Source organism: Roseibium album (assembly GCF_965233825.1).
In the GTDB taxonomy this organism is placed as follows: Bacteria; Pseudomonadota; Alphaproteobacteria; order Rhizobiales; family Stappiaceae; genus Roseibium; species Roseibium album.
In genome coordinates this window covers 1,141,523-1,165,624 of the sequence record NZ_OZ247583.1, presented here as the reverse complement: position 1 = coordinate 1,165,624, position 24,102 = coordinate 1,141,523, and the positions used below count along the sequence as shown (strand labels likewise).

General features: G+C 56.6%; 20 protein-coding genes. 11 read left to right on the top strand and 9 right to left on the bottom strand.

Annotated features, from left to right (window positions below; genetic code table 11):
* The first annotated feature begins 163 nt into the window (after positions 1-163).
* Positions 164-580: a YcbK family protein gene (locus ACO6TI_RS05490; protein WP_055115469.1), complete on the top strand. Its 417-nt coding sequence runs from the start codon at positions 164-166 to the stop codon at positions 578-580.
* Between the two features lie 55 nt (positions 581-635).
* Here the strand turns inward: ACO6TI_RS05490 and ACO6TI_RS05485 are convergent, their stop codons facing one another.
* Positions 636-995: an ArsC family reductase gene (locus tag ACO6TI_RS05485; RefSeq protein WP_055115464.1), complete on the bottom strand. Its 360-nt coding sequence runs from the start codon at positions 993-995 to the stop codon at positions 636-638.
* A 176-nt stretch (positions 996-1,171) separates the two neighbouring features.
* Between ACO6TI_RS05485 and ACO6TI_RS05480 the strand changes: the two genes are divergently transcribed.
* The 10 genes from ACO6TI_RS05480 (at position 1,172) to ACO6TI_RS05435 (ending at position 14,982) form a co-directional block, all read left to right on the top strand.
* Positions 1,172-2,887 (top strand): adenylate/guanylate cyclase domain-containing protein, encoded by a 1,716-nt coding sequence (locus ACO6TI_RS05480; protein WP_209004695.1) that lies wholly within the window; start codon positions 1,172-1,174, stop codon positions 2,885-2,887.
* A gap of 37 nt (positions 2,888-2,924) precedes the next feature.
* Positions 2,925-4,094 (top strand): acetylornithine deacetylase, encoded by a 1,170-nt coding sequence (gene argE / locus ACO6TI_RS05475; protein ID WP_422384500.1) that lies wholly within the window; start codon positions 2,925-2,927, stop codon positions 4,092-4,094.
* Positions 4,095-4,215: 121 nt separating this feature from the next.
* Positions 4,216-5,796, top strand: a complete 1,581-nt coding sequence (locus ACO6TI_RS05470) for an ABC transporter substrate-binding protein (RefSeq protein ID WP_422384499.1) — start codon at positions 4,216-4,218, stop codon at positions 5,794-5,796.
* A gap of 75 nt (positions 5,797-5,871) precedes the next feature.
* Positions 5,872-6,846 (top strand): ABC transporter permease, encoded by a 975-nt coding sequence (locus ACO6TI_RS05465; protein ID WP_055115457.1) that lies wholly within the window; start codon positions 5,872-5,874, stop codon positions 6,844-6,846.
* A gap of 14 nt (positions 6,847-6,860) precedes the next feature.
* On the top strand, positions 6,861-7,838 hold the full coding sequence (locus tag ACO6TI_RS05460; RefSeq protein ID WP_186009627.1) for an ABC transporter permease: 978 nt from the start codon (positions 6,861-6,863) through the stop codon (positions 7,836-7,838).
* 7 nt (positions 7,839-7,845) lie between these two features.
* A complete protein-coding gene (locus ACO6TI_RS05455; protein WP_055115455.1) occupies positions 7,846-9,567 on the top strand; it encodes an ABC transporter ATP-binding protein in 1,722 nt (573 codons plus the stop codon).
* Positions 9,568-10,458: 891 nt separating this feature from the next.
* Positions 10,459-11,790 carry an HAD family hydrolase gene (locus ACO6TI_RS05450; protein WP_422384498.1) on the top strand — a complete coding sequence of 444 codons (1,332 nt, stop codon included), beginning with the start codon at positions 10,459-10,461 and terminating at the stop codon, positions 11,788-11,790.
* A 112-nt stretch (positions 11,791-11,902) separates the two neighbouring features.
* The gene (locus tag ACO6TI_RS05445) at positions 11,903-13,702 is read left to right on the top strand and encodes an IlvD/Edd family dehydratase (protein WP_055115453.1); all 1,800 of its coding nucleotides are present in this window, start codon (positions 11,903-11,905) and stop codon (positions 13,700-13,702) included.
* A gap of 197 nt (positions 13,703-13,899) precedes the next feature.
* Complete coding sequence (locus tag ACO6TI_RS05440; RefSeq protein WP_422384497.1) at positions 13,900-14,670, top strand: hypothetical protein; 771 nt, start codon at positions 13,900-13,902, stop codon at positions 14,668-14,670.
* A 30-nt stretch (positions 14,671-14,700) separates the two neighbouring features.
* Positions 14,701-14,982, top strand: coding sequence for an SCP2 sterol-binding domain-containing protein (locus ACO6TI_RS05435; RefSeq protein WP_196878032.1), 282 nt, complete (start codon positions 14,701-14,703; stop codon positions 14,980-14,982).
* Positions 14,983-15,068: 86 nt separating this feature from the next.
* On the opposite strand, the gene ACO6TI_RS05430 is transcribed toward ACO6TI_RS05435, so the two are convergent.
* The 8 genes from ACO6TI_RS05430 to ACO6TI_RS05395 all read right to left on the bottom strand — a co-directional run bounded on the left by ACO6TI_RS05430 (position 15,069) and on the right by ACO6TI_RS05395 (position 24,017).
* Positions 15,069-15,716, bottom strand: a complete 648-nt coding sequence (locus tag ACO6TI_RS05430) for an MSMEG_1061 family FMN-dependent PPOX-type flavoprotein (RefSeq protein ID WP_350184707.1) — start codon at positions 15,714-15,716, stop codon at positions 15,069-15,071.
* A gap of 127 nt (positions 15,717-15,843) precedes the next feature.
* Positions 15,844-17,442, bottom strand: coding sequence for a TRAP transporter large permease (locus ACO6TI_RS05425; RefSeq protein ID WP_029063303.1), 1,599 nt, complete (start codon positions 17,440-17,442; stop codon positions 15,844-15,846).
* Positions 17,443-17,448: 6 nt separating this feature from the next.
* Complete coding sequence (locus ACO6TI_RS05420) at positions 17,449-18,081, bottom strand: TRAP transporter small permease (RefSeq protein WP_029063304.1); 633 nt, start codon at positions 18,079-18,081, stop codon at positions 17,449-17,451.
* Positions 18,082-18,213: 132 nt separating this feature from the next.
* Positions 18,214-19,221 carry a DctP family TRAP transporter solute-binding subunit gene (locus ACO6TI_RS05415; RefSeq protein WP_029063305.1) on the bottom strand — a complete coding sequence of 336 codons (1,008 nt, stop codon included), beginning with the start codon at positions 19,219-19,221 and terminating at the stop codon, positions 18,214-18,216.
* A gap of 231 nt (positions 19,222-19,452) precedes the next feature.
* The gene (gene sigJ / locus ACO6TI_RS05410) at positions 19,453-20,361 is read right to left on the bottom strand and encodes an RNA polymerase sigma factor SigJ (RefSeq protein WP_104703120.1); all 909 of its coding nucleotides are present in this window, start codon (positions 20,359-20,361) and stop codon (positions 19,453-19,455) included.
* Between the two features lie 7 nt (positions 20,362-20,368).
* On the bottom strand, positions 20,369-20,800 hold the full coding sequence (locus ACO6TI_RS05405; RefSeq protein ID WP_055115447.1) for a carboxymuconolactone decarboxylase family protein: 432 nt from the start codon (positions 20,798-20,800) through the stop codon (positions 20,369-20,371).
* A gap of 95 nt (positions 20,801-20,895) precedes the next feature.
* Positions 20,896-22,230 (bottom strand): sigma-54-dependent transcriptional regulator, encoded by a 1,335-nt coding sequence (locus ACO6TI_RS05400; RefSeq protein WP_422384496.1) that lies wholly within the window; start codon positions 22,228-22,230, stop codon positions 20,896-20,898.
* 5 nt (positions 22,231-22,235) lie between these two features.
* On the bottom strand, positions 22,236-24,017 hold the full coding sequence (locus ACO6TI_RS05395; RefSeq protein WP_422384495.1) for a sensor histidine kinase: 1,782 nt from the start codon (positions 24,015-24,017) through the stop codon (positions 22,236-22,238).
* Between the last annotated feature and the right edge of the window lie 85 nt (positions 24,018-24,102).

Here is a 24,102-nt window from a genome sequence, read left to right as displayed (position 1 = left end):
TATGCGATCGGGTTATGTTTGCAACAAATGTATCAGATGATAGTCCAATCTGAAACATTTGTTTCTTGGTCGCGTTAACCATGTTTTTCATCACAATTTTAATCAAATTGCAGGAACATTCACGTGGGGGACATCGCAACACTTTCGACAAGGCCCGCCCGTCATGCGTCAGCGCCTCTTCGCCTGGATATTCTTTATCGGGTTTACCGTCACTCTTGCCGGCTGCGGCACAGTTGCAGGGGTCACCGGCATGGGATGGGCAACCGCATCCCATAATTCAATCGAATACGACGATTCATCGTGGTGCGTTCCGCGCCAGCTCAAAAAAGTCCTCAACCGGGTCGCAGACCGCTACGGCAAGGTTACCGTTCACTCCACCAAACGCTGGTGGCTGGAAAACTGGCGGAAGGGCGGAGCACGCAAATCCTATCACTTGAACTGCAAGGCTGTGGACTTTTCAGTCAGCGCCGACCCCTCCTCCGTGATCGCCTACCTTAAGGCCCAGCCGGAGGTTGGTGGCTACAAACACTACTCTTCCGGCCACTTTCACATCGATACAGGTCCGCGCCGGACCTGGTAGCCCGGCTGAAAATCCGGGCGAACGATCTGCAATCGGCCTGTTCCCGGAGGTGTGCCTATTTCAACTCTCCCATTTCCAGGGCCATTTCCCAGGAAACCGGATCAAAGCCGATAAAATTCTTGCGGGCTCCTTCCACGATCGGGCGCTTGATGGCCGACGGATTCTCGATCATGACTGCCACGGCACTGTCGGCATCGGTCACGGCATCCCTGGTCGCTTCGTCAAGTTTCCGCCAGGTCGTACCACGCTTGTTGAGAACAGTGTCCCAACCGAATTCGCTAACGAATTCCGCCAGTTTGTCACCATTCACACCGTCCTTTTTATAGTCGTGGAATTCGTAATCGACCCCGACCTCTTCAAGAAATTTCCGGGCTTTCTTGACCGTGTCGCAGTTCTTGATGCCGTAGACTTTCATGAGATTCCCTTCCCGACCGGATTGCTGGCAGGAAAGTTACGATTTGAGGCAATGGTTTCAAGTCCCGGAACCGACTTTCCCCCGCTCGGCTTGACCCGGCTGCATTCTCGGGTCACAGATTCTCAAGATCGCCTATGGCACCATCACCGTCGCGCACAAGAATGCCGGAGACCCGAATGACTGCGTCTGGATCACCGTCTCTTCCGGTCAAGACAGTCCCGTCCCCTCGTCAAATCAGATCCACGCCTTCGTGGGGGAACTGGCGACAGCGCCTTCGTCTGTGGAGCGGCCTTATCCTGTTCGTTTTCTGCCTGAGTCATTTCTCGAACCATGCGCTCGGTGTCATATCCGTCGATGCCATGGAGAAGGCATCCATCTGGCACTACAAGGTCTGGCGCAACCCGTTTGGCGAAAGTCTGCTTCTTGTCGCCGCAATGACGCATGTGCTGCTTGCGCTCTGGCGCACCGCCAGGAGACGCACGCTCAAGATGCCCCGATGGGAGTTCATTCAGCTGGTGTTTGGGTTCTATATCCCCTGGAGCCTTATTCCGCACGTCGGCACGACCATGGGGTTGGCCAACAACTTCGGCTTCGCGCCGACCTACCATCAGATGCTGACCATTCTCTGGCCGGAACACGGCGTCACCCAGTCACTTCTTCTGCTCGTCGTCTGGTCGCATTCGATGATCGGACTGCACTTCTGGCTGAGGCTTTACCCTTTGTACTACCGCCTCAGATTTGTCGCTCTTGCCTTCGCGGTCGCGATGCCTGTGCTCGCTTTATGGGGCTTTATCGAAGGGGCACGCCGGCTCGAACTTGCCAAGGACGTAAAGGTGAAGGTCTCGGAAGCCCAGTTCGACTGGCTGACAACTTTCGTCATCGAAGGACGGGCCGTGGTCTTTGGCCTGATCGCATGCAGCCTGCTGGTCATCCTGTTCCGCTATCTGATCGGCCTGAGCGCGAGACGACTGACAATCACGTATCCGGGTAGCCTCGCGGTCCGTGCGAAACCCGGCGCAACACTGCTTGAGATCAGCCGGATCAACGATGTGCCCATCGCCTCGGTCTGCGGCGGGCGGGCGCGGTGCTCCACCTGCCGCGTCAAGGTGTTCGAGGGAGAAGAAACACTCGCCCCGCCGGAAGCTGCCGAGAAGGCTGTTCTCACGCGGATTTCTGCGGATGAGGGGGTCAGGCTTGCCTGCCAGATCAGACCCTTGCAGAACCTCGGCGTGCAGCCGCTCGTTCCGGTCAAGGTGACTTCCGAGACCAGCGAGAACCTCAAGGATGCCTACTACTGGGGTGTCGAGCAGGAAGTCGTCGTCATGTTCGTCGATCTCAGAAACTTCACCCGAATTACTGAATCCCAGCTTGCTTATGATGTGGTCCACCTCCTGAACAGTTATCTCGATCAGGCTTCCGGTGCGATCCGGTCAGAGGGAGGATTTGTCGACAAGTTCATCGGCGACGGCATCATGGCGATATTCGGGATGGACAACAATCCGGGACAGGGCGCTCGGCAGGCGTTGCGTGCCGCAAAGCGAATTGAGGCGGTGATGCAATCGCTCGAGACTGAAAAAGGCCCGCAATTCAGTGACCCTATCCGGCTGGGAATCGGTTTGCATCTGGGTCCTGCTATTCTGGGCAGAATCGGAGTTGCCGGAGCAAGTGGAGGACTCACTGCCCTCGGGGACGTCGTCAACACGGCAAGCCGGCTTGAAACCGAAAACAAGACGCATGGCAGTTTTCTCGTTGTTTCGAAAGCGGTCATAGATGCCGCTGAAGCGGAAATCCTTGAAGCAGAAAACGCTGAAATCAATGTCAGAGGTAAAGAAATTCCCTTGCAAATCTTCGCCGTGAACAGCTTAGATACTGTCAAAATTCCCGAAGGTTGAGTGACTGCCTTCGCCTGAAACGAGCACTGGAGCCTTTGTGAATACCCGTTATACGCCACGGGAAATGCTGGAGAAACTCATCTCCTTCAACACCGTTTCAGACCGCAGCAACCTCGACCTCATTTCGTTTGTTGAAGATTATCTTGGCGAGCATGGCATTGCGTCAACGCGCGTGCCCGACGAGACCGGAACAAAAGCTGCGCTCCATGCGCGGATCGGGCCTGCAGTCGAAGGTGGCGTTGTTTTGTCCGCACATACGGATGTGGTGCCGGTTGCAGGCCAAAACTGGTCTCGGGATCCCTTCACCGCCTGGGAATCTGATGGCAGACTCTACGGGCGCGGATCTGCCGACATGAAGGGATTTGCGGCGACCGCACTTTCCAAGGTTCCGGATTTTCTGGCCGCCGATCTTGAAAAACCCATCCACATTGCTCTTTCCTACGACGAGGAAATCGGCTGCTTCGGTGCCGCACCACTCGTCAGTGATCTGCTGGCGAAAGAACCGCAACCGTCTTTCGCCATTGTCGGCGAACCAACCAATATGAAAGTGGTGACCGGACATAAGGGAATAGCAGTCTTCAAAACCAGAATTCGGGGGCACCCGGCGCATTCCAGCCAGTTGCACCGGGGTGTTTCAGCAATTTCAGCGGCTGCCAAACTGATCACATGGCTCGACACCCGAACCGCCGAAAACAAGGCCGGGGCCGATCCCGATTGTCCATTCGAACCGCCTTACACAACGCTGCACAGCGGAGTGATCAAAGGCGGGCAAGCACACAATATTACGGCACAGCATTGCGAATTTGCCACCGATATCCGGCTGCTGCCGGGCGACAGTACAAAGGCCTGGATCGACGCCTACCAGACTTACATTGAAAATCATGTTCTGCCGGACATGCTGGAGATTTCGGCGGACTGTTCGATCGACGTCGAGCATCTGGCCTATGTTCCCGGCCTTTCGGAGGAGCCGGATGGCCGTGCGGAAACCGAAGTCCGGCGCCTGACGGGGGACAATGGGCGTCACGTGGTTGTCTACGCGACCGAGGGCGGAATTTTTCAGAACCACGGACTATCGACAGTCGTCTGTGGTCCGGGCTCGATCGACCAGGCTCATCAGGCGGACGAATATATCGAACTTGTGGAATTGGACCGGTGTGCGACGTTTTTGGACCAGTTGCTTGCCGGATTATCCCAAAAACAATTCTGACCGGGTTTGAACACCGACGGTTACAATGTCATAGTTCGCAATCGACGAACGGTCCTACCCTTGTTGAGGGGGTACGGAGAAAGTAAAAAAAGCATTCCGGAAACGGGAAAACGAGGGGAAAATGAACAAGAAGACTTTGATTTTTACCGCGCTGCTGGCCGCGGGGACAGGGGCTGCTGCACAGGCAGAAACCTTCAAGTTTGCCTTCCAGGGCAGTTTGAACGGCCTCGATCCCTACAGCCTCAACGAAACCTTCACCCTGTCGTCGCTCGGCAATGCCTATGAGGGGTTGACGCGTCGTGGGGCGGATCTCGCCATCGAGCCTGCACTGGCTGAACGTTGGGAAATCATCGAACCCAACCGCTGGCGTTTTTATCTGCGCAAAGGCGTCAAGTTCCACAACGGCAACGATTTTACCGCTGAAGATGTCGCCTTTTCAGTCGACCGGGTCCGCTCGGAAGGGTCCGACCTGACAACACGCGTCCCTGCCGACGCCAAGGTGGAAATCGTCGACGACCACACGGTCGACTTCGTGCTGACCGGCCCGAACCCGATCCTGAACTATGAGTGGGACACGTTCTACATCATGGACAAGGAGTGGACGACCGAGAACGACGCGGTCAAGGTCACGTCCGCATCCGACACCACACCGAATTATTCGTCCTTGAATGCGAACGGCACCGGTCCGTTCAAGATTGTCAGCCATGAGGCAGGCGTAAAGACGGACTATGAGAAAAACGACGGTTGGTGGGACGAGATCAAGCACAACGTCGACACCGTCGAATTCACACCGATCCCGTCCGACGCAACTCGTGTTGCTGCGTTGTTGTCGGGTGAACTGGATATGGTCTATCCGATCCCGGTTCAGGACATCAAACGCATCAACGACAATGCCGGAACCGTTGCGCTGACCGGACCAGAGCTGCGCACGATCTTCCTTGGCATGGACCAGACGCGCGACGAACTGCTCTATTCGGACGTGAAGGGCAAGAACCCGTTCAAAGACGAGAAAGTCCGCAAGGCGTTCTACCAGGCGATCGACATCGAGGCGATCAAGAACAAGGTCATGCGGGATCTGGCAACGCCGTCCGCGATCATGATTTCGCCGTTCCTGTTTTCCAAGTCATCTGAATTCGAGCGCTATCCATACGATCCGGAAAATGCGAAGAAGCTGCTATCCGAAGCCGGTTATGCGGATGGTTTCACCGTTGGTATGGACTGCCCGAACGACCGCTACGTCAATGACGAGGCCATCTGCCAGGCGGTAGCCGCCATGCTGGCACGCGTCAACATCAAGGTCGATCTGAACGCACAGCCGAAAGCAAAGTATTTTGCCAAGGTTCTTGCGTCCGGTGGCTTCGACACGTCGTTCTATCTGCTTGGCTGGACCCCGGGTTCGCTCGACAGCTGGAACGTGTTGTCGAACCTGATGAACTGCCGCACCGAAGCCGGTGAAGGTTCTCCGTTCAACCTCGGCGGTTTCTGTGATGAGAAGATCGACAAGCTCACCGGCGAAGTGCTGGTTGAAATCGACCCGGAAAAGCGCGATGGCCTGATCGCGGAAGCCTACAAGATCAGCCATGACAACGCCTACTACATTCCGCTCCACCAGCAGGGCCTTGCCTGGGGTGTCGCGGATAACGTCGAACTCGTCCAGCGCGCCGACAACCAGTTCAAGTTCCGTTTCATAAACAAGAACTGAGTTTAGCGCATTACGCCTGACGCTCCCGGTCCAGAGCCGGGAGCGTATTTTCATGCCAGACCCTAAAGAGCCGAAATGATTGGTTTTGCGACGCGCCGCCTGATCCAGGCGATGATTGTCATGCTGGTGGTGGCCCTGCTTGCCTTCACCATGTTCCGTTTTGTGGGTGATCCGATCAACCAGATGGTCGGGATCGAAACGTCGATCGAAGAGCGTGAAGCCCTTCGCGAACGTCTCGGTCTCAACGATCCGATCCCTGTCCAGTTCCTGCGTTTTGTAACCAACGCGGCCCAGTTCGACTTCGGCACCTCATACCAGTTCCGCCAGCCGGTCTCGGAACTCTTTGCCAAACGCATTCCGGCAACGCTTGAGCTCAGTTTCACATCGGCACTGTTCGCTCTTGTGGTGGGTATTCCGATGGGGATCTATGCCGGCCTCAATCGAGAATCGCCGGTATCAAAGTTCTTTCTGTCCGTGTCGCTCATCGGAATCTCCCTGCCGACCTTCTTCATCGGCATCCTGCTCATTTTCCTGTTTTCCGTAACGCTGCAGTGGCTGCCGAGCTTCGGGCGCGGTGACACCGTGCAGATCGGTTCCTGGTGGACGACCGGATTTCTGACGATCTCCGGCCTCAAGGCGCTGATCCTGCCTTCGATCACGCTCGGCCTCTACCAGATGACCCTGATCATGCGCCTCATTCGCGCCGAGATGCTGGAAGTGATCCGGACCGACTATATCAAGTTCGCTCGGGCGCGCGGGTTGCCGGACCGGCTGGTCAACTTCCGTCACGCCCTGAAGAACACGCTTGTTCCGGTAATCACGATCACCGGCCTTCAGCTCGGGGCGATCATCGCCTTCGCCACGATAACCGAAACAGTCTTCAATTGGCCGGGAATGGGACTGATGTTCTTGCAGGCAGTGCAGAACGTCGACATTCCGATCATGTCGGCCTACCTGCTGCTGACCGCTTTCCTTTTCGTCGCGATCAACTTCATTGTCGACATTCTCTACTTCTATATCGACCCGCGCCTGCGCGTCGGCCGGCCATAAGGGGACAGCCACTCATGCCCTACGTCTCCAACGAAGAAGCCAAGGCCGCCGTCCAGGACCGATCTGGTCATCAGGTGGCGCCGGGACGCCTGTCGAAGGTTTTCGACAGCGACATGTTCCATTCGTTCCTGCGCTCCAAGGTCACGGTGGTTGCTGCCATTGGGACCTTCATCCTGTTCATGCTCGCCTTCCTGGCACCCTGGGTCGCACCCCACAACCCGTTCGACCTGGCGTCCATTTCGATCCTGGATGCTCGGGTTCCACCCGTCTGGATGGAATACGCCGACCCACGTTTCCTGCTGGGAACCGATGATCAGGGCAGAGACCTACTCTCCGGTATTTTTTACGGCATGCGGATTTCGCTGATTGTCGGGTTTTGCTCGGTTGTCGCCGCTGCCGTTATCGGCATCACGCTCGGACTTGTCGCCGGCTACATGGGTGGGCGTGTCGATACCGTCATCATGCGGATTGCCGACGTACAATTGACCTTCCCGGCGATCCTGATTGCGCTGCTGATCGATGGTATCGCGGCCGGAATCTTCGGTGGTGTGGACCGTGAGATATTTGCCTTCTACATCCTTATCGTGTCATTGGCTCTGTCGTTCTGGGTGCAATATGCGCGCACGGTGCGCGGCTCCACCATGGTGGAAAAGAACAAGGAATATGTCCAGGCAGCCCGCGTCATCGGCATCCCTTCGGTCATCATCATGGCGCGGCATATCCTGCCGAATGTGATGGGACCTGTAATGGTGATTGCGACGATCAATCTGGCGCTTGCCATCGTCACCGAAGCGACACTTTCGTTCCTCGGGGTTGGCATGCCACCCACCCAGCCTTCGCTTGGAACCCTGATCGCGGTGGGCAACGACTTCCTTTATTCCGGTGAATGGTGGATCGCGATTTTCCCCGGTCTGGCGCTCGCGCTGCTGGTCCTGAACGTCAACCTTCTGGGCGACTGGCTGCGCGATGCCCTGAACCCGAAATTGCGGTGAGGGCATCATGAACGTTCTGGATATCAAGGATCTCACGGTCGAATTCCCCAGCCGCAAGTCAGTCTTTGTGGCGGTAGACGATGTCGATATGAGTGTCGAGGCGGGCAAGGTCCTCGGTGTGGTCGGCGAATCGGGTGCCGGCAAGTCGACCGTAGGCAACGCCGTCATCGGACTGCTTCAGGAACCGGGACATATCGCGGGTGGCGAAATCTTCCTGCACGGCAAACGCATCGATAATCTGTCTTACAAGGAAAAACGCCTGCTTCGAGGGCGCAAGATCGGCATGATCTTTCAGGATCCGCTGACCTCGCTGGATCCGCTGCAGACGGTCGAATCCCAGTTGGTCGAAACGATCCGTACCCATCTTCCGCTTTCTGCGAAAGATGCCCAGAAACGGGCCGTGGAGCTGATCGATTCGGTCGGCATTCCCGACCCGGAAGAACGTATCAAACAATACCCGCACCAGTTTTCGGGCGGGATGCGCCAGCGAGTCGTCATTGCACTCGCTCTTTGCGCCGAACCCGAGCTTGTCATTGCCGACGAGCCGACCACCGCCCTCGACGTTTCCATACAGGCTCAGATTCTCGAGCTGATGAAAAAACTCTGCGAGGAGCGCAACGTGGCAATGCTCGTGATCACGCACGACATGGGTGTGATCGCCGACATAACCGATCACGTTGCGGTGATGTATCACGGCGATCTGGTCGAATACGGCGAGACAACCCAGGTGCTCGGCGCACCAAAACACCCCTATACGCAAAGTCTGATTTCCGCCGTTCCGCGTCCGGATGTCAAAGTAGACCGTTTTCCTGTGGTCAACTACATCGAGAAAGCCGGCACGCCGCAGAAACATATCGATATCTCGACCCATTGGCTGGGCAAGTCCCGCGATTACGAACAGGTCGCCGGTCCTCTGGTTCAGATTCGCGACCTCGATATGCGTTTCGAGGTTCGCGGCTCAATTTTTCCGTCGCAAAGGAAATACTTCCAGGCGGTCAAGAAAGTCAGTTTCGACATCGAGCAGGGCGAAACCTTCGGTGTCGTCGGCGAGAGCGGTTCCGGGAAGTCGACCATCGCGCGCCTGATCACGGGGCTTTATCATCCCACCGGCGGTTCCATCCTGTTTGGCAAAACAGAACTCACATCGTTGACGAACCGCAAGGATGTGCTGGCGATGCGGCGCCAGATGCAGATGATTTTCCAGGATCCGTTTTCGTCGCTCAATGCCCGCATGCGGGTGCGCGATATCATCGCCGAACCGATCAAGTTCCACAAACTGGCCTCCAGCAACGCGGAAGTCCGACAGATCGTCGACGACCTGCTGGACCATGTCGGATTGGGTGCGCAGGCCGGCCAGAAGTTTCCGCATGAATTTTCCGGTGGTCAGCGTCAACGCATCTCCATCGCACGTGCGCTTGCGACCCGGCCAAGGTTCCTGATCTGCGACGAGCCGACATCGGCACTCGATGTCTCCATCCAGGCACAGATACTCAATCTTCTGAAGGATCTTCAGCAAGAACTCGGCCTGACCATGCTGTTCATCAGCCATGACCTCGCGGTCATTCGCCAGATGTGCAACCGGATCGGCGTGATGCGGAACGGCGAACTGTGCGAGGTTTCCGATTGCGACGAGCTATTTGAACATCCAAAGCATCCCTACACACGCGAACTCCTGGATCTGATGCCGTCCCTGGAATTGCTGTCACGGGCCAATCTGGAAACAGTCTGAAAGCTTTCGCACTGGATAAACGCTGGTTTCCGGTTTCACCGACCGGGCCAGCGAGCAAGCTTCGAAGAAACCGGGAAGCGAAATTTATTGTCAGTCCGGCGAGTCGCGGTATTGACTCCTATCGGTGTGCCGATTCCCTGTTGTCCGAAACAAATAGCCACAGACAAGTGGGAACCAGGCAAGAATTGCCGCACCAGTCCACCTTTCAGAGCGCTTGCAAATAAAGCCGCAGGCAATTTGACATCATGCAAAGACCAAACGGCATGCGGCCGATACTTTCTTAAATCACTTCTTCGGCGACCAAGCCTTAAAAAGCAAACAGGGAGAGCAAAACTGCTCTCCCTGCAACTGCACTACTATGTCGTATTTCACAACTTTAAGTATAATGTCTATTTGAGCTCTTAAATTGAGCAAGCCCCTTTTGAATATGCAAATCAAAATCTCCGAAACACTTGATTCTGGCAAGTGCTCATACGCATAAAACATCGGCAATAGTGACTATTCCTTGAACAGACGTATTCCAATCTGCCGTTTCTTTGATCTCTCTACGTTGTGTTCGAGCGTTCGGCTGCACATGCTCAGGCGTGTCTCCGGGTTTCAGTCTGAGTGGCTCGGACCACGCAATTTTCGGATGCATCAAGAAACACAAAGTCACGAGATCGTCGAACCATGGCCAATAAATCCTTCAATACAATAACTTGGTATGCATCTATTGTTGTTTCGGTCTTTTTCCTGGTACTCGCATTAATAGAAATCAACGTGATCACCTACTTTCCTCTAGGCATTGTTCATTTTTTCGGAATTTACAGCGCCCTATTTTTCAGCATTTTTGCTTCGATATTCTCGTTCTTTTCCCTCACCTATTCCTTGAATGGCCGGTTTGGCGGTGCATTGACCTTTCTCACGATCCTGCTCAGCACGCTGCTCCTGGCCTCGACCACGATCCTTCTCGCCTCAGGAAACCCGGCCGGCAATGCAAATGTTCCCGCTGTTTCCGCCGCTTTCATGGTGCTGCTGCGAACGCTCGGCGTCTCAATCCTGCCCCCTCGGGGCGATCTTTCGGGAATTCGCGAAGCGGTTGGTTCGATCGTGCTGTCGGTCGGCGCCGGCGGCCTCTGGCTCGCATTTGATCCACTTCGGTTTCCGGTCGCAGTCTCGGCAGCCCTGCTGCTCTCGTGGCCATTTCTGGTCGACGGCATCAATGCCTTTGCTGACAAGGTTTTCCAAAAGGGTGCGCTTGCCGCCGGTGCACGAGATCTGGCTCCAGCCGCTCTTACCGCAATCGGCCGCGCCGGCGACATTGTCATCGACAAGACAGCCCTGATGTCAGGACCGGACCTGATGGTGACCAATGTGATGGCATTCGACAACGAGCCAAGAACCCTGCTTGCAGTCGCGGCTTCCGCAGAGGCGCAATCAAGCCATCCGGTTGCCTTGGCCTTGCGTCAACTCGCTAGCCAGTGGCGCGTGCCTCTGAAGACACCCGACCGTTTCGAACCGACACACGGAATTGGCGTGGTTGCCCTCCTTGGCGGCCAGACTGTCGTGATCGGCACGACGGAACTATTGAAGCAGCTCAAGATCGACAGTTTTACGGCCGATGCCATTGCAAGGTCGCTCGAGGCAGATGGCAAAACCGTTTTGCGGGTCGCGGTCGGCGGGCGTGTGGTCGGTGTCCTCGGGCTTGAAGGTACCCTCAGGCAAGATGCAGGTGCCGCCGGGATGGCCATGCGTGCCGAAGGTTTGACACCCTGGCTCTTCACCAATGACGGCTCCAAAACGCGCATGGCACTTGCTGATATGCTCGGGCTTGAATGTCCGGATGAAACGCAGACCGCGACAACGGCCCAGGCAGCTTCCGCACTGGTTTCCGGCAACGGCACATCGCTGTTTCTGACCCTGTCGCAGGACCGAAGCTCTCTGGAGCTCTACGCCTGCACATCAAAGGCCCCGAATTCGCCCGACGAACCGCATCCGATTGCCGTCAGCAATACAGACGAAATCGGGGCGTTTCCTGCGCTCAAGGCCCTCGCGATGCGCAGAGAGGTGCTCGCAGGTCGCGCCAGAAAACTGATTGTTGGACTTTGGGTGCTTGGCGGCCTGTGCGGAGCGTCAACCGTGGTGCCGGTCCACGCGACCCCGCTGCTGTTTGGTGTTTGTCTGGTAATCCTCCTGGGCTTTGCGCGTGTCGGCATTGGAGGTCGCCAAATCGGCCGGCTTTGAACCAAAGAGTCTCATATGATGAGACCATATTGAACAGACATTGCCTTTACAGCGCCCGAAGCGTGGTGTTTATCCTGCCTTATATCTTGAAAAGATTGAGGGAAGAGGCGCGATGAGCGACAAGAAACAGCCGAAGCTGCGGTCAGCGGCGTGGTTCGACAATCCGGATAATCCCGGCATGACAGCGCTTTACATCGAGCGTTACCTCAATTTCGGCATTACCCGGGAAGAACTGCAATCCGGCAAGCCGATCATCGGCATCGCCCAGACCGGGTCGGACCTCTCGCCCTGCAACCGACACCACCTGGAACTGGCAAAGCGGGTCCGGGAAGGCATCCGCGACCAAGGCGGCATTGCTTTCGAATTTCCCGTTCATCCGATTCAGGAAACGGGCAAGCGTCCAACGGCGGCACTCGACCGGAATCTGGCCTATCTGGGCCTGGTTGAACTTCTTTATGGCTATCCGATTGACGGCGTCGTTCTGACAATCGGCTGCGACAAGACCACACCGGCCTGCCTGATGGCGGCAGCGACCGTGAACGTCCCGGCAATCGCACTTTCCGTCGGTCCGATGCTGAACGGCTGGTACAAGGGCGAGCGGACAGGGTCAGGCACAATCGTCTGGAAAGCCCGCCAGATGATGGCAGCCGGGGAAATCGACTATGCCGGGTTCATGGACCTTGTCGCTTCAGCGGCTCCTTCGGTGGGCTACTGCAACACGATGGGCACCGCAACGACAATGAATTCTCTTGCGGAAGCGCTCGGCATGCAGTTGCCAGGAGCCGCCGCGATACCCGCGCCCTACCGCGAACGCGGCGCGATTTCATACGAAACCGGCAAACGCATAGTCGACATGGTTCACGAGGACCAGAAACCCTCAGATATCATGACACGGGAAGCGTTTGAAAACGCCATTGTGATCAACTCGGCGATCGGCGGATCCACCAATGCCCCGATCCACCTGAACGGTGTTGCCCGCCATGTCGGTGTCGAACTGGACAATGACGACTGGCAGAAAGTTGGTCACGATGTACCGCTTCTGGTCAACCTGCAGCCAGCCGGTGAGTATCTCGGCGAAGACTATTTTCATGCAGGCGGCGTACCGGCTGTCGTTGCCGAGTTGCTGCGCCACGGCAGGCTTCCCCATCCCGATGCGGTCACCGCGAACGGCAAAACAATCGCCGAGAACTGTGAGGGCATCGTCACCGACCTTCCCGACGTGATCAAATCATTCGATGCCCCGATGATGGACCGGGCCGGGTTCATCAATCTCAAGGGCAATCTGTTCGACAGTGCCATCATGAAGACCAGCGTGATTTCCAAGGAATTCCGGAGCCGCTATCTTTCCAATCCGGATGACCCTGAAGCCTTCGAGGGTCGCGCCATCGTCTTTGAAGGGCCGGAGGACTATCACCACAGGCTTGACGATCCGGACCTGGAGATCGACGAGAACTGCATGCTCTTCATTCGCGGCACCGGACCGGTCGGCTATCCCGGTGGGGCGGAGGTCGTCAACATGCAGCCACCTGCAGCCCTGATCAAACGTGGCATCACGGAGCTTCCCTGCATTGGCGACGGCCGCCAGTCCGGCACGTCCGGATCACCGTCCATCCTGAATGCGTCGCCCGAAGCGGCGGCGATGGGTGGTCTTGCATTGCTCAAGACCGGTGACCGGGTGCGCATCGACCTCAACAAGGGAACCGCCGATATCCTGATTTCTGACGAGGAGCTGGCACAGCGCCGCAAGGACCTCGAGGCATCGGGCGGTTTCCAGGTTGCCGACAGCCAAACGCCGTGGCAGGAGATCCAGCGCGGCATGGTTGGCCAGTTCGACAAGGGAATGGTGCTGGAACCGGCGGTCAAGTACCAGGACGTTGCTCACACAAGAGGCTTGCCACGGGACAATCACTAGGTCCTTTGTTGTCCTTGATTATCTAGGGATCCAGTAAGCTGCTGATTCGAGCCTTTAAACTGAAGGTTTGCCGAATACCGGGTCGCTGCTCACGTTACACTTGGCCGGGATGACAATGATCGTTTGCTCACCAAACTGAACGTACAACGTAATGAGGATCTTGGTTGGTTTTTGTCCCAATAAAAGACCCAATCTGGATGCGTCTGTATGGACCATACGGCATTTCGGATGTTGCAGGGGTACTGACCTCGCTTGCAATCAAATGGGATGACGAGGCTGCCAAAGCGCTTTTCTGGGAGGAGCTCCATCATCAGGACACACTATACCCAGTTTCTTACGCGGCTTTACCCTGGATCTGGAAAATCGCAAGCGAACATGACCAAGACACCTGTCTTGAGGCTTACTTTTTTCTCTCACATTTTGTCGCGTGCGCATTGAGCTCAAACCAGAACCTCGACAGATACGCAGAATCAGCAGAAAAATATAACGGGCTGTCATTGGCCCGGAGCGAGCACGCTAAAGACTGGCTCCCCGAAGAAACTCGGCTGACTCAGGCCGACATGACTGTCCTCGGTCAACTCGAGAAATGGGTTGATAAACATATTGAAGAGATTGCACTGAGCTGCGTCGGCGTCGGCGCTACCTTCAAACAATGCGAAGCGGTTGAACTCTACACCGGACATGTCCGACTCCATTCGACGGACAATTTTGCGAATGCGCTCGGACTCTGGGCCATCGATATGGACCACGAAGACATTTTCGGGATTTTTGGACCAAAAACTGATGGAGACCACCAATCGGCAGAAAACCTCCGTCGCTTCGTCCACCCTGAAAACAAACAGCTTCAAATGTTCCTACGTAGGTATGCCACGGGCAGGATACAAGAATACTATTCAGACGAAGACGATCAGTTGAAATTGCCACTTGACGATTACGTAAAGGTCATACATCAAGAAGGCAACGAATGACAGCTGCCAGATTCAGATAGGAGACAACTCATGTCCTTGGAACAGCTCACGGAAGGTGTCCGCGAAAAAGTCGCCGGCGGTGGAATTGAAGAAAGCGTCAAGTTCGACATGGGCGGTGACGGCGTCATTTTTCTTCAGGGCTCGGATGTCAGCAATGATGATGGCGACGCCGATTGCACGATCAAGATTTCTGCGGAAGATCTCGCCGATCTCCTGTCGGGCGAGTTGAACCCGACAAGCGCTTTCATGGGTGGCAAGATGCAGGTCGAAGGCGACATGAGTGTCGCGATGAAGCTCGGCAGCATCGTCTGATAATTTGGGGAGAACCCAATCCCAAGCCGGTCCGTTGGGCCGGCTTTTTTTGTCGTACGCCTTGATGGACCAAGTGCTCCGGTCTTCTACCAGAGTTCGAGTTCACCCTTCTGCTTGAGAGATTCAAACCATTCGTCGGGATTCATGGCGATCCTGGCATGCTTGACCATGGCTTCGTTCATGTCAGCCAGTCCGGTCGTGTCCGGCCACTTTTCCGGCTGCCAGATGTTTGACCGGAAAACGCATTTGGGGCAGTGCATGAAGGCGCTCTTCACATGAATCACGAGTGCGAGCTTCGGTTCGCGCCCGTTGATTGCCATCGACGCAATCAGATCGCGGTCCCTGACGATCCTGGCTTCCCCGCGAATTCGAAGCGTTTCACCTCTGCCCGGTATTATGAAGAGAACGCCGACCCTCGGGTCCTTCAGGACATTGTGGAACGTATCCAAACGCCTGTTTCCGGGCCTGTCGGGGATCGCCAGCGTGGTTTCATCAAGGACCTTCACAAATCCGGCGGGATCACCTCTCGGGGACACATCGAGATATCCATCCGGATTTGCCGTCGCAAGAAAGCAGAACGGCGCGTGTGAAATGAAGTCCCGGCAGATGGAGTCCAGCGCGGGAATCTCCTTGTGAATGATCTGCGGCAGCGGTTCGCCCGTGATTTCCTCAAGGTCCTCGGCGCGGGTCACGATATCGGAAAAACCGGAAAAGGGGTCGCTGTCGTTCGTCATCGGAGGCTCCTGTCATGCCGAAAAGAATGAACGGCAATTTCCGTCTGTCAACCAGAGCATCTCGATGATCAAAAACAGAAACGGCCGGACATGGCCCGGCCGTCTGTGCGTATTGGTGTCCCGGACCCTATCGCGTGATGATCTCCGGCCCCATGAAGTAGTAGGGCAGGAACGTCGAAAGCGCCGGCACATAGGTCACGATGACGAGGAACAGCAGAAGCACCAGCACAAAGGGCGCGGCTGCCTTTACCACCTGAACCAGACTCATGCCGGTAATCCCTGATGTCACGAACAGGTTCAGTCCGATCGGCGGCGTGATCATGCCGATTTCCATATTCACCACCATCAGGATACCGAGATGGATCGGATCAACGCCGAGCTCCAGTCCAATCGGAAAGACGACCGGAGCCACGATCAGCAACAGGCCGGACGGTTCCATGAACTGTCCGCCAATCAGCAGGATGATGTTGACCGCCAGCAGGAAGGTGAACCAGTTGAACCCGGCCTCGACCATCCAGTCAGTGATCACCTGCGGTATCTGCTCGGCGGTAAGTGTGTGAGCAAACAGGAGCGCGTTGACGATGATGAACATCAACATGATGGTCGTCTTCGACGAATCCGTCAGTACCTTCTTGGTGTCCTTGTGGACCATAGCCGGGAAGAACTTCCAGGCAATGAGTCCGAGATTGCGGCCCCAGACCTTGCCGCCTGCACCATAGGCAGCCGGCAGCGCAGCAGGGCTAAGACCGCCCCTGAGCAACGGGTAGGCGACCAGGGCAGCAATCAGCACAATGATGCTGTCGAGACCGAAGAAGGCGCGCTCGGTCGCAAGTTTTGCAATGGCGGACCAGGTGAGCATGGCAACGAACGCGTAGGTAATTGCCTTGAACCCCGTCAGGGCAAGCGGACTGTCGCCGTCATTGATCCAGCCGATCCCGGAAAGCGGCCCCATGTCCCGATAGACAAAAAGCGCGATCAATCCGGCATAAACGGCAGCCACGGCAGCAGCCTCGGTCGGTGTGAAGATACCCAGATAAATTCCACCGAGGATGATGACCATCAGGAAGAGGCCGACAGCTGCTTGAGACAATGAGCTCCAAAGCTCCTTGGATCCCGCCCATGGCTGCGCCGGCAATTTTTTTATCCGGGCCATGATGTAGATCGCCGTCATCAGCATCAGGCCGGCAATGAGACCGGGAATGACACCTGCAAAGAACATTCTGCCGACAGAAACGTTCGTTGCGGCCGCATAGACCACCATCACAATCGATGGCGGGATCAAAATGCCGAGCGTGCCCGCATTGGCGATGACGCCGGCGGCAAATTCCTTCGTGTAGCCGGCCTGACGCATGCCGGCGATGGCGATTGTGCCAATAGCGACAACGGTGGCCGGTGACGAACCGGAGAGCGCTGCAAAGAGCATGCACGCAAAGACAGCCGCAATGGCTAGGCCTCCGCGAATCCACCCGACAGCGTCGATCGAAAAGCGAATGATCCGCCTTGCAACACCGCCGGTCGACATGAAGCTGGAGGCAAGGATGAAGAACGGGATCGCCAGCAACGTGAAGTTCTGCGAGGCATTGAACAGCTGCACGGCAACCGAACTCATCGAATCGTGGCTGAAGAGCGCAATGTAGAGCACGGCGGACAGGCCGAGCGAAATGGCGATCGGTACCCCGAGGAACAGGAAGCCGAACAGGAAAATGAAGAGAAATGCGGTTTCCATCGGGCCCTAGTCCTTCAGCACGTCTTTGTTTTCCGCCACCAGGTCTTCTGCCTCGTGGGCAGCGATGATGGCGTCTTTTTTACCCATGAGGATGAGCACGAATGCCTGCGCAGCCCGGAAGGCCAGCAACAGGAGACCAACCGGCAGTATGACGTAGGGTATCCAGCGCGGAACACGTTCCTTGACGTCGAACCATTCCTGAATGAAGACCGGCCATTTCAGGTCTTCCATGCCGATGGGCAACTTGTAGAACTTTGCGACATAAGCGAACGCACCACCCGACGAGCCTTTGTTTTCAAGCCCGAACAAGGCCCCGAACCAGGTCGCGTCAAACAGAAGCAGGGCATAAAGTACCGTCAACGCCGCGCCGAGCAGAGCCGCCAGCCTGAACATCGGTTTCGGCAACAGGTTGATCACCGCATCAACCCCGAGATGGGCACCGATCTTGATGCCGTAGCTCATTCCGAACAGGATCAGCCAGGCGAACAGGACACGTGTGAATTCGAGCGCTCCGGTCCAGCCTGAATTGAAGCCATAACGGGCGACCACCTGACTGAAGGTTACGATGGTCATCAACGCCAGAATCAAGGCGAGGATGTTTTCCTCCAAGGAATCGACAAACCGTCCGACACGGGACATGACAGCCTCCCCAATGCCGGCGCGCTGCCGCACCGGCCTTGCGCGCCAGAAGCGCGCCGCATGAAATTTTGAAATTGATTGCGTCAGAAGATGGGCTCGCCAAGCGAGCCCATCCCGTCAGACCACGAAGTCTTAGCTTGCCTTGTTTGAAGAGACGGCCGCGTCGATGACATCCTGACCGATGTCGTCGCGGAACTGGTCCCAAACCGGCTTCATGGTGTTGACCCATTCGTCACGCTGCTCAGGTGTCAGCTGGCGAACAACACCCTTGTTTTCGATGATCTTCTGCTTGTTGGCTTCGTTGATCTCCGCTGCGCGCGCGTTGTATTCGTCGGAGACTTCGTTGAAGATAGTCAGGAACTGGTCACGGGTATCCGCTTCCAGGCTGTCCAGCCATTCCTGGGAGGTCACGGCCAGATAGGTCAGCAGCTGGTGGTTGGTTTCCGTGGTGCCGTCCTGAACTTCGAAGAACTTCTTGGTGTAGATGTTGGACCAGGTGTTTTCCTGCCCGTCGACAACTCCGGTCTGCAGCGCACCGTAGACTTCCTTGAAGGCCAGTTTCTGCGCATTTGCACCCATGGCTTCGATCATGGCGACCGCCACGTCGGACGTCTGCACGCGGAACTTCAGACCCTTGGCGTCGCTTGGAACCAGAAGCGGCTTGTTGGCAGAGAACTGCTTCAGACCGTTGAAGACATAACCAAGACCGACAAAACCGTAGTCGGACATGGCGCCCAGAAGTTCCTGACCCTTTTCGCCCTTGGTGAAGGTGGTCACGGCGTCCATGTTGGTGAACAGGAACGGCAGGTCGAAGACGCGGTATTTCAGCGTGTAGGACTCGAATTTCGACAGGGACGGTGCTGCAAGCTGAACATCGCCAAGAAGCAGGGCTTCCATCACCTTGTTGTCGTCAAACAGCTGTGAAGACGGGAACACCTGCATGCAGGCCTTGCCATCCATCTCGGTGTTGATCCGGTTGGCAAGCGCGGTTGCCATCTCACCTTTCGGGTGACCCTGGGCCGAAACCACGTGGCTGAACTTGATGACAACTTCGCCGTCGCCGCATTCATCGGCCGCCTGGGCAGCGGATGTCATGGCAAAGGAAGCCGCAGCAGCAGCGGCGATTACAAATTTTTTCATCGGATGTCCTCCCAGACATTTTGGTAAGGCGGCCATTTGCTTGGCCGGACAGCACAGAGGCTGGTCCTGCGCTTATTCGCAAGGCGTGTGCCAACTTTGAGTTCCTGGGTAAAACGACAGGATTTCGGCGGGTGCTTTCAAAAATTCCGGTCGCCGGGAAGGTCATCTTGTCGAAAATGGGTGGCACCTGACACATGCGATGCGTCCAATGTGTCGAAACCGACACATTACTCAGCGCCAAAGAGCGCCGCTTTTCGCATCGTGGTGAATGCGATTTTCAAGTCGTGCAAGCTTTTCGGGGTTTCGGATCATGAACACCTGGTCGACCAGTCCGGACGTGTCAAATCCCAACGTCGTCGCAGTCACAATACGCGCACCGTCGTACTCGACCAGACCTCGCAATCCGTTGATTTCAATCTCGACAGTCCGGTCTTCCGTCCACAAGCGGCTGAGGATTTTGGCGATGTATTTGGAAACGACATCCGATCCCTGGAGCGTGCGGGTTATCGCGGTGGCCTTTCCACCTCCATCCGTCCGAAGCTGAACAGAGTCCGCCAGAAGCGCCGCCAATTTGTCCGTCGATCCTGTTGCAAGCGCAGACATGAATGCCTTGAGGAGAGCACTTTGCTGGTCAGGAGTGGGAACAGACCTTGAAGAATGCGACCGGACAAACCGGCCCGCGCGCGAGACCAGTTGACGGCATCCGGCTTCGCTCATCTGCAGCGTGTCGGCGACTTCCGGATAAGGTTTTCCGAACACTTCCCGAAGCAGATAAGCCGCCCTTTCCTTTGGCGTCAGCCTTTCCAGCAGCATGAGAAAAGCCGTCGTCAACGATTGAGCCCGCTCCAGATCGGTTTCCGGATCGGAACCGGCATCGGTCTGAAGCGGCTCGGGAATCCACGGGCCGACATAGTCGACCCGTTTCCTGTGAGCAGCCTTGAGATAATCCAGGCAACGATTTGTGCAAATCGTGGTCAGAAAGGCTTCAGGATTTGAAACCGTGTTTCCGTCCACGCTCTGCCATTTGACAAAGGTATCCTGAACCGCATCCTCGGCGTCGGCCATGGAGCCGAGCATCCGATAGGCCAGGCCGAGCAGACGTGGCCGCGCCTGTTCAAAGAAATCGTTTCTGGACATCATCGCCGCATCAGTGGTTCGAGACCTGTATCCGATTCCAGAGATTGATCATCGCCACCGAAGATGTGATCGCGCTGATTTCACCGTCGGAGAAGTGGGAGCGCAGATCGGCTCTGAGAACGGAATAGTCCGTCTTCGGATCAAGGTTCGTCAAGGCTTCAGTCCAGGCCAATGCGGCCTTTTCCGCAGGCGTGAAATCCTCGACATGCCGCCAGACGGTCAGGCGCTGCAGACGTTCCTGGCTTTCGCCATCATCCAGGGCCTCCTTGTTATGCATCTTTACGCAATAGGCGCACTGATTGATCTGAGATGCCCTGAGATCCAGCAGGTGATGCAGTTTAGGATCAAGGTCGGACTTGCCGATCTCTCCGCTGGCGGCCACAAACCGCTGAAGTACCGAAGGGATGAAGTCCTGATAGTTGATTGGATTGGCAGTCGTCATTGGTGTCTTCCTGGAGAAGTTTACGGGAGTAACACTCCTTTGACGAACGGACAGTCCCCATTGTGACGAACAGGCTGAAAAAAACCGGGTAACCGTCAGACAGCGTCGATCTCGTCTTTTCCAAGTCCGTATTTACGCATCTTTTCGTAAAGTGCCTTTCGCGAAAGACCCAGATTTTCATAAGTCGGTTTGATCACGCCGCCGTTGCGCTTGAGTTCAGCCGCAATAAGCGCACGCTCGTAAGTCGCGATCTGTTCGAACAGACTGGAGCCGTTGGAAGACTGAGGATCGGATTGCTGTTCAAGCCCAAGCACGAACCGGTCGGCCACGTTTCGCAACTCCCGAACGTTACCCGGCCAATCGCGTGCTATCAGGTCGGCAAGGTAAAGCTCGCCGATGTCGGGAATTTCCCGACGGTAGCGCGCCCTGGCCTCGACGGCCAGATGCCGGAACAACAGCGGTATATCCTCGATACGGTCGCGCAGCGGCGGGATCTCGACGTTGACGACATTGAGGCGATAAAAGAGATCCAGCCGGAAACGACCTGCCTTGCCGGCGGCTTCCAGGTCTTCCTTTGTCGCGGCAACGAAACGAACATCCAGTTCAATCGCCTTGTTGGAGCCAAGCCGCTCGATGGTTCGCGTTTCTATGACCCGCAGCAGTTTGACCTGAAGTTCCAGGGGCATGGATTCGATCTCGTCGAGAAAGACCGTGCCGCCATGGGCGTGTTCAAGCTTGCCGATCCTTTGTCCGCTGGCACCGGTAAAGGCGCCTTTCTCGTGGCCAAACAGTTCCGATTCGATGATCTCGGCCGGCAAAGCGCCGCAGTTCAGCGCAACGAAGGGCTTGTCCTTGCGAGGTCCTTCATCGTGGAGTGCCCGTGCAACCACCTCCTTGCCTGATCCTGTCTCTCCCAGAATCAGAATGTCGGCGTCTGTCGCAGCAAGCGCCATCACGTTTTTGCGCAGCAGATCCATCGCCGGTGTGCGCCCGACCAGGCGGCTTTCAAGCCCGGTTCTGTCCGCCAGATCCTCGCGCAGCTTCCTGTTCTCAAGAACCAGCCGGCGCTTGTCCAGTGCGCGTTCCACCACAGAGGCGAGATGTGCAACGGAGAACGGTTTTTCAAGGAAATCGTACGCGCCTGCGCGCATCGCCTCGACCGCAAGCGGTACGTCACCATGTCCGGTAATCAGTACAACAGGGAGCGCCGGATCGATTTCAAAGGCGTTTTTCATCACCTGAAATCCGTCGGTCCCCGGCATGCGGATATCGGTCACCAGGACGCCGTAGAAGTCCCGGTTGATGCGCTCAAGTGCACTTTCCGGCCTTCCGGAAGCAAAGACGTCCTGACCTGTCAGTTCCAGCCCCTGGCTCAGGGAACCCCGAAGCGCTTCCTCATCGTCGATCAACAGAACCGTTGCCTGATCCATTTTTCCTATTCCGCTGCCAGCACGCGCTCATCCGCCACCGGAAGGCGCATGGTGAAGACAGCACCGCCGCCCTCCCGATTCGCCGCTTTGAGCGACCCGGAGAAGTCATGGACGATTTTGTAGGCAATCGACAAGCCCAGACCGAGCCCCGAACCGACATCCTTGGTCGTATAAAACGGGTCGAAAATCTGGGGCAGAACCTCTTCATCGATACCGGTACCATTGTCCGTGACTTCAAGCACCGCTTCGTCGCCCTCCCGGATGAGCGAGAGGCTGATCAGCGGCGCCGGGCTCGCCTGCACGGCATCGAGCGCATTGGACAGCAGGTTGATGACCACCTGCTCCAGACGAATACGTCCGCCCTTCACGATTATGTCCTCATCCGGCAAGTCCAAAGACAGTACAAAACCGCTTTGCTTGATCTGCGGACGAAGCAGCAGCATGGCCTCATCAATGACCTGGCGAAGCGAAACCGGTTTGATGTCGGTACCCGACTTGCGCGTGAACCCCTTCAGGGTCTTGGCGATTTCACCCATCCGTTTCACCATGCCACCGATCCGCGTCAGGTTTCCTCGTGCTTCTTCGGCCCTGCCCCTGTCGATCAACATTTCGGCAATTTCGGCATCCGACCTTATGGCAGCAAGCGGCTGATTGTACTCGTGGCTGAGCGCAGCCGACATCCGACCCAGCGTTGCCAGCTTCGCAGCCTGGACCAGCTCCGCCTGCGTCTGACGCAGATTGGCCTCGGCCTGCTGGCGCTCACTCACCTCCCGCTCCAGGTGCGCGTTGGCGCGGCGCAGCTCCGCCGTCCGGCTCTGGACGCGCCTTTCCAGCCTGAGTGCAGATGCGCGATTGCGTCGTTCTTCACGAACGAATTCCTCACGGCGCGTGATCAGAAACCAGATGCCGCCGGCGGCAATCACGCATACCAGCAAAGCGACGAGCATTGCCCAACCGGACTGCCGGCGCGCATCGCCGATGTCGACAAGAGTCCGGATCTGCCAATCCAGAACCGGAAGATTGGACGTCAATTGCATGTGGGTGCTCGCCGCACTGGCAGCCGGCAAAAGAAGATGCAGTCGTCCAGCGAGAGAAAGGTCCGCAACGTTCCAGCTCGGGTCAAGCCTGTCCACCATCATTCCGCGCAGCGCCGGCACGTTGGAGACAACGACCCTTCCGTCGTCCAGCGCCAGGATCGGGTCCTTGCTCAAAGCCCAGGCCTGCTCGACATCATCCAGGCTCACACGAACAGCAAGAACCCCAAGGAAGGTCTCTCCTCTGCGCAGCGGAGAGGCAAATACATAGTTCGAAGGCGTCTCCGGTGTGCCCGGGATCAGTTCCCGCCCCAGCTGACCCTGTTTTGCCTGTCTGAAGGCATGTGGGATGGTGGATGCATCACCGATTGCATTGACGGGAACGCTGTCCTGGCTGGAGACGATCACTTTGCCGGACGCATCCATCAGCCAGACTTCTTCCGCTCCGGACATGCCTGCGGCGATTGCTGCAATACCCGGCTCCGTGTTCAAGTTTTCCGAATAATAGAAGCGCGCAACTTCCGGGCCCCGGGCCAGAAGCGGTGACAGAAGACGGAACTTGTCCAGGAGCCGTTCCAGGGCTGCGGTCTGAACGGCGAGATTGGCCGCGGCACGTGTTTCGGCTTCAGCAAGTGTGATCCGCAGGCTGGCCAAACCCGTCAGCCACACGACTACCAGGGTGGCTAAAACCAGACCGGCTCCGATCCCGAATTTAAGCTTGCGCCATGTCAGGCGCTTTGGTCTGCGTATCATCTCACCAGTATACTGCAGGAAATTCTGCCGTGAAATTGACCAAACCAGTCAATAGTGCCGATTTGAGGGTCGCTCGGGAGCCTGT

Excerpts from the sequence above, each read along its gene's own strand:
- ACO6TI_RS05420 (WP_029063304.1), bottom strand. The coding sequence starts at position 18,081 with ATGTCCCGTGTCGGACGGTTTGTCGATTCCTTGGAGGAAAACATCCTC.
- ACO6TI_RS05480 (WP_209004695.1), top strand. The coding sequence starts at position 1,172 with ATGACTGCGTCTGGATCACCGTCTCTTCCGGTCAAGACAGTCCCGTCC.
- ACO6TI_RS05415 (WP_029063305.1), bottom strand. The coding sequence starts at position 19,221 with ATGAAAAAATTTGTAATCGCCGCTGCTGCTGCGGCTTCCTTTGCCATG.
- ACO6TI_RS05465 (WP_055115457.1), top strand. The coding sequence starts at position 5,872 with ATGATTGGTTTTGCGACGCGCCGCCTGATCCAGGCGATGATTGTCATG.
- ACO6TI_RS05490 (WP_055115469.1), top strand. The coding sequence starts at position 164 with ATGCGTCAGCGCCTCTTCGCCTGGATATTCTTTATCGGGTTTACCGTC.
- ACO6TI_RS05430 (WP_350184707.1), bottom strand. The coding sequence starts at position 15,716 with ATGACGAACGACAGCGACCCCTTTTCCGGTTTTTCCGATATCGTGACC.
- sigJ (WP_104703120.1), bottom strand. The coding sequence starts at position 20,361 with ATGATGTCCAGAAACGATTTCTTTGAACAGGCGCGGCCACGTCTGCTC.
- ACO6TI_RS05435 (WP_196878032.1), top strand. The coding sequence starts at position 14,701 with ATGTCCTTGGAACAGCTCACGGAAGGTGTCCGCGAAAAAGTCGCCGGC.
- ACO6TI_RS05460 (WP_186009627.1), top strand. The coding sequence starts at position 6,861 with ATGCCCTACGTCTCCAACGAAGAAGCCAAGGCCGCCGTCCAGGACCGA.
- ACO6TI_RS05485 (WP_055115464.1), bottom strand. The coding sequence starts at position 995 with ATGAAAGTCTACGGCATCAAGAACTGCGACACGGTCAAGAAAGCCCGG.
- ACO6TI_RS05470 (WP_422384499.1), top strand. The coding sequence starts at position 4,216 with ATGAACAAGAAGACTTTGATTTTTACCGCGCTGCTGGCCGCGGGGACA.
- ACO6TI_RS05455 (WP_055115455.1), top strand. The coding sequence starts at position 7,846 with ATGAACGTTCTGGATATCAAGGATCTCACGGTCGAATTCCCCAGCCGC.
- ACO6TI_RS05425 (WP_029063303.1), bottom strand. The coding sequence starts at position 17,442 with ATGGAAACCGCATTTCTCTTCATTTTCCTGTTCGGCTTCCTGTTCCTC.
- ACO6TI_RS05405 (WP_055115447.1), bottom strand. The coding sequence starts at position 20,800 with ATGACGACTGCCAATCCAATCAACTATCAGGACTTCATCCCTTCGGTA.
- ACO6TI_RS05440 (WP_422384497.1), top strand. The coding sequence starts at position 13,900 with ATGCGTCTGTATGGACCATACGGCATTTCGGATGTTGCAGGGGTACTG.
- ACO6TI_RS05395 (WP_422384495.1), bottom strand. The coding sequence starts at position 24,017 with ATGATACGCAGACCAAAGCGCCTGACATGGCGCAAGCTTAAATTCGGG.
- ACO6TI_RS05445 (WP_055115453.1), top strand. The coding sequence starts at position 11,903 with ATGAGCGACAAGAAACAGCCGAAGCTGCGGTCAGCGGCGTGGTTCGAC.
- ACO6TI_RS05400 (WP_422384496.1), bottom strand. The coding sequence starts at position 22,230 with ATGGATCAGGCAACGGTTCTGTTGATCGACGATGAGGAAGCGCTTCGG.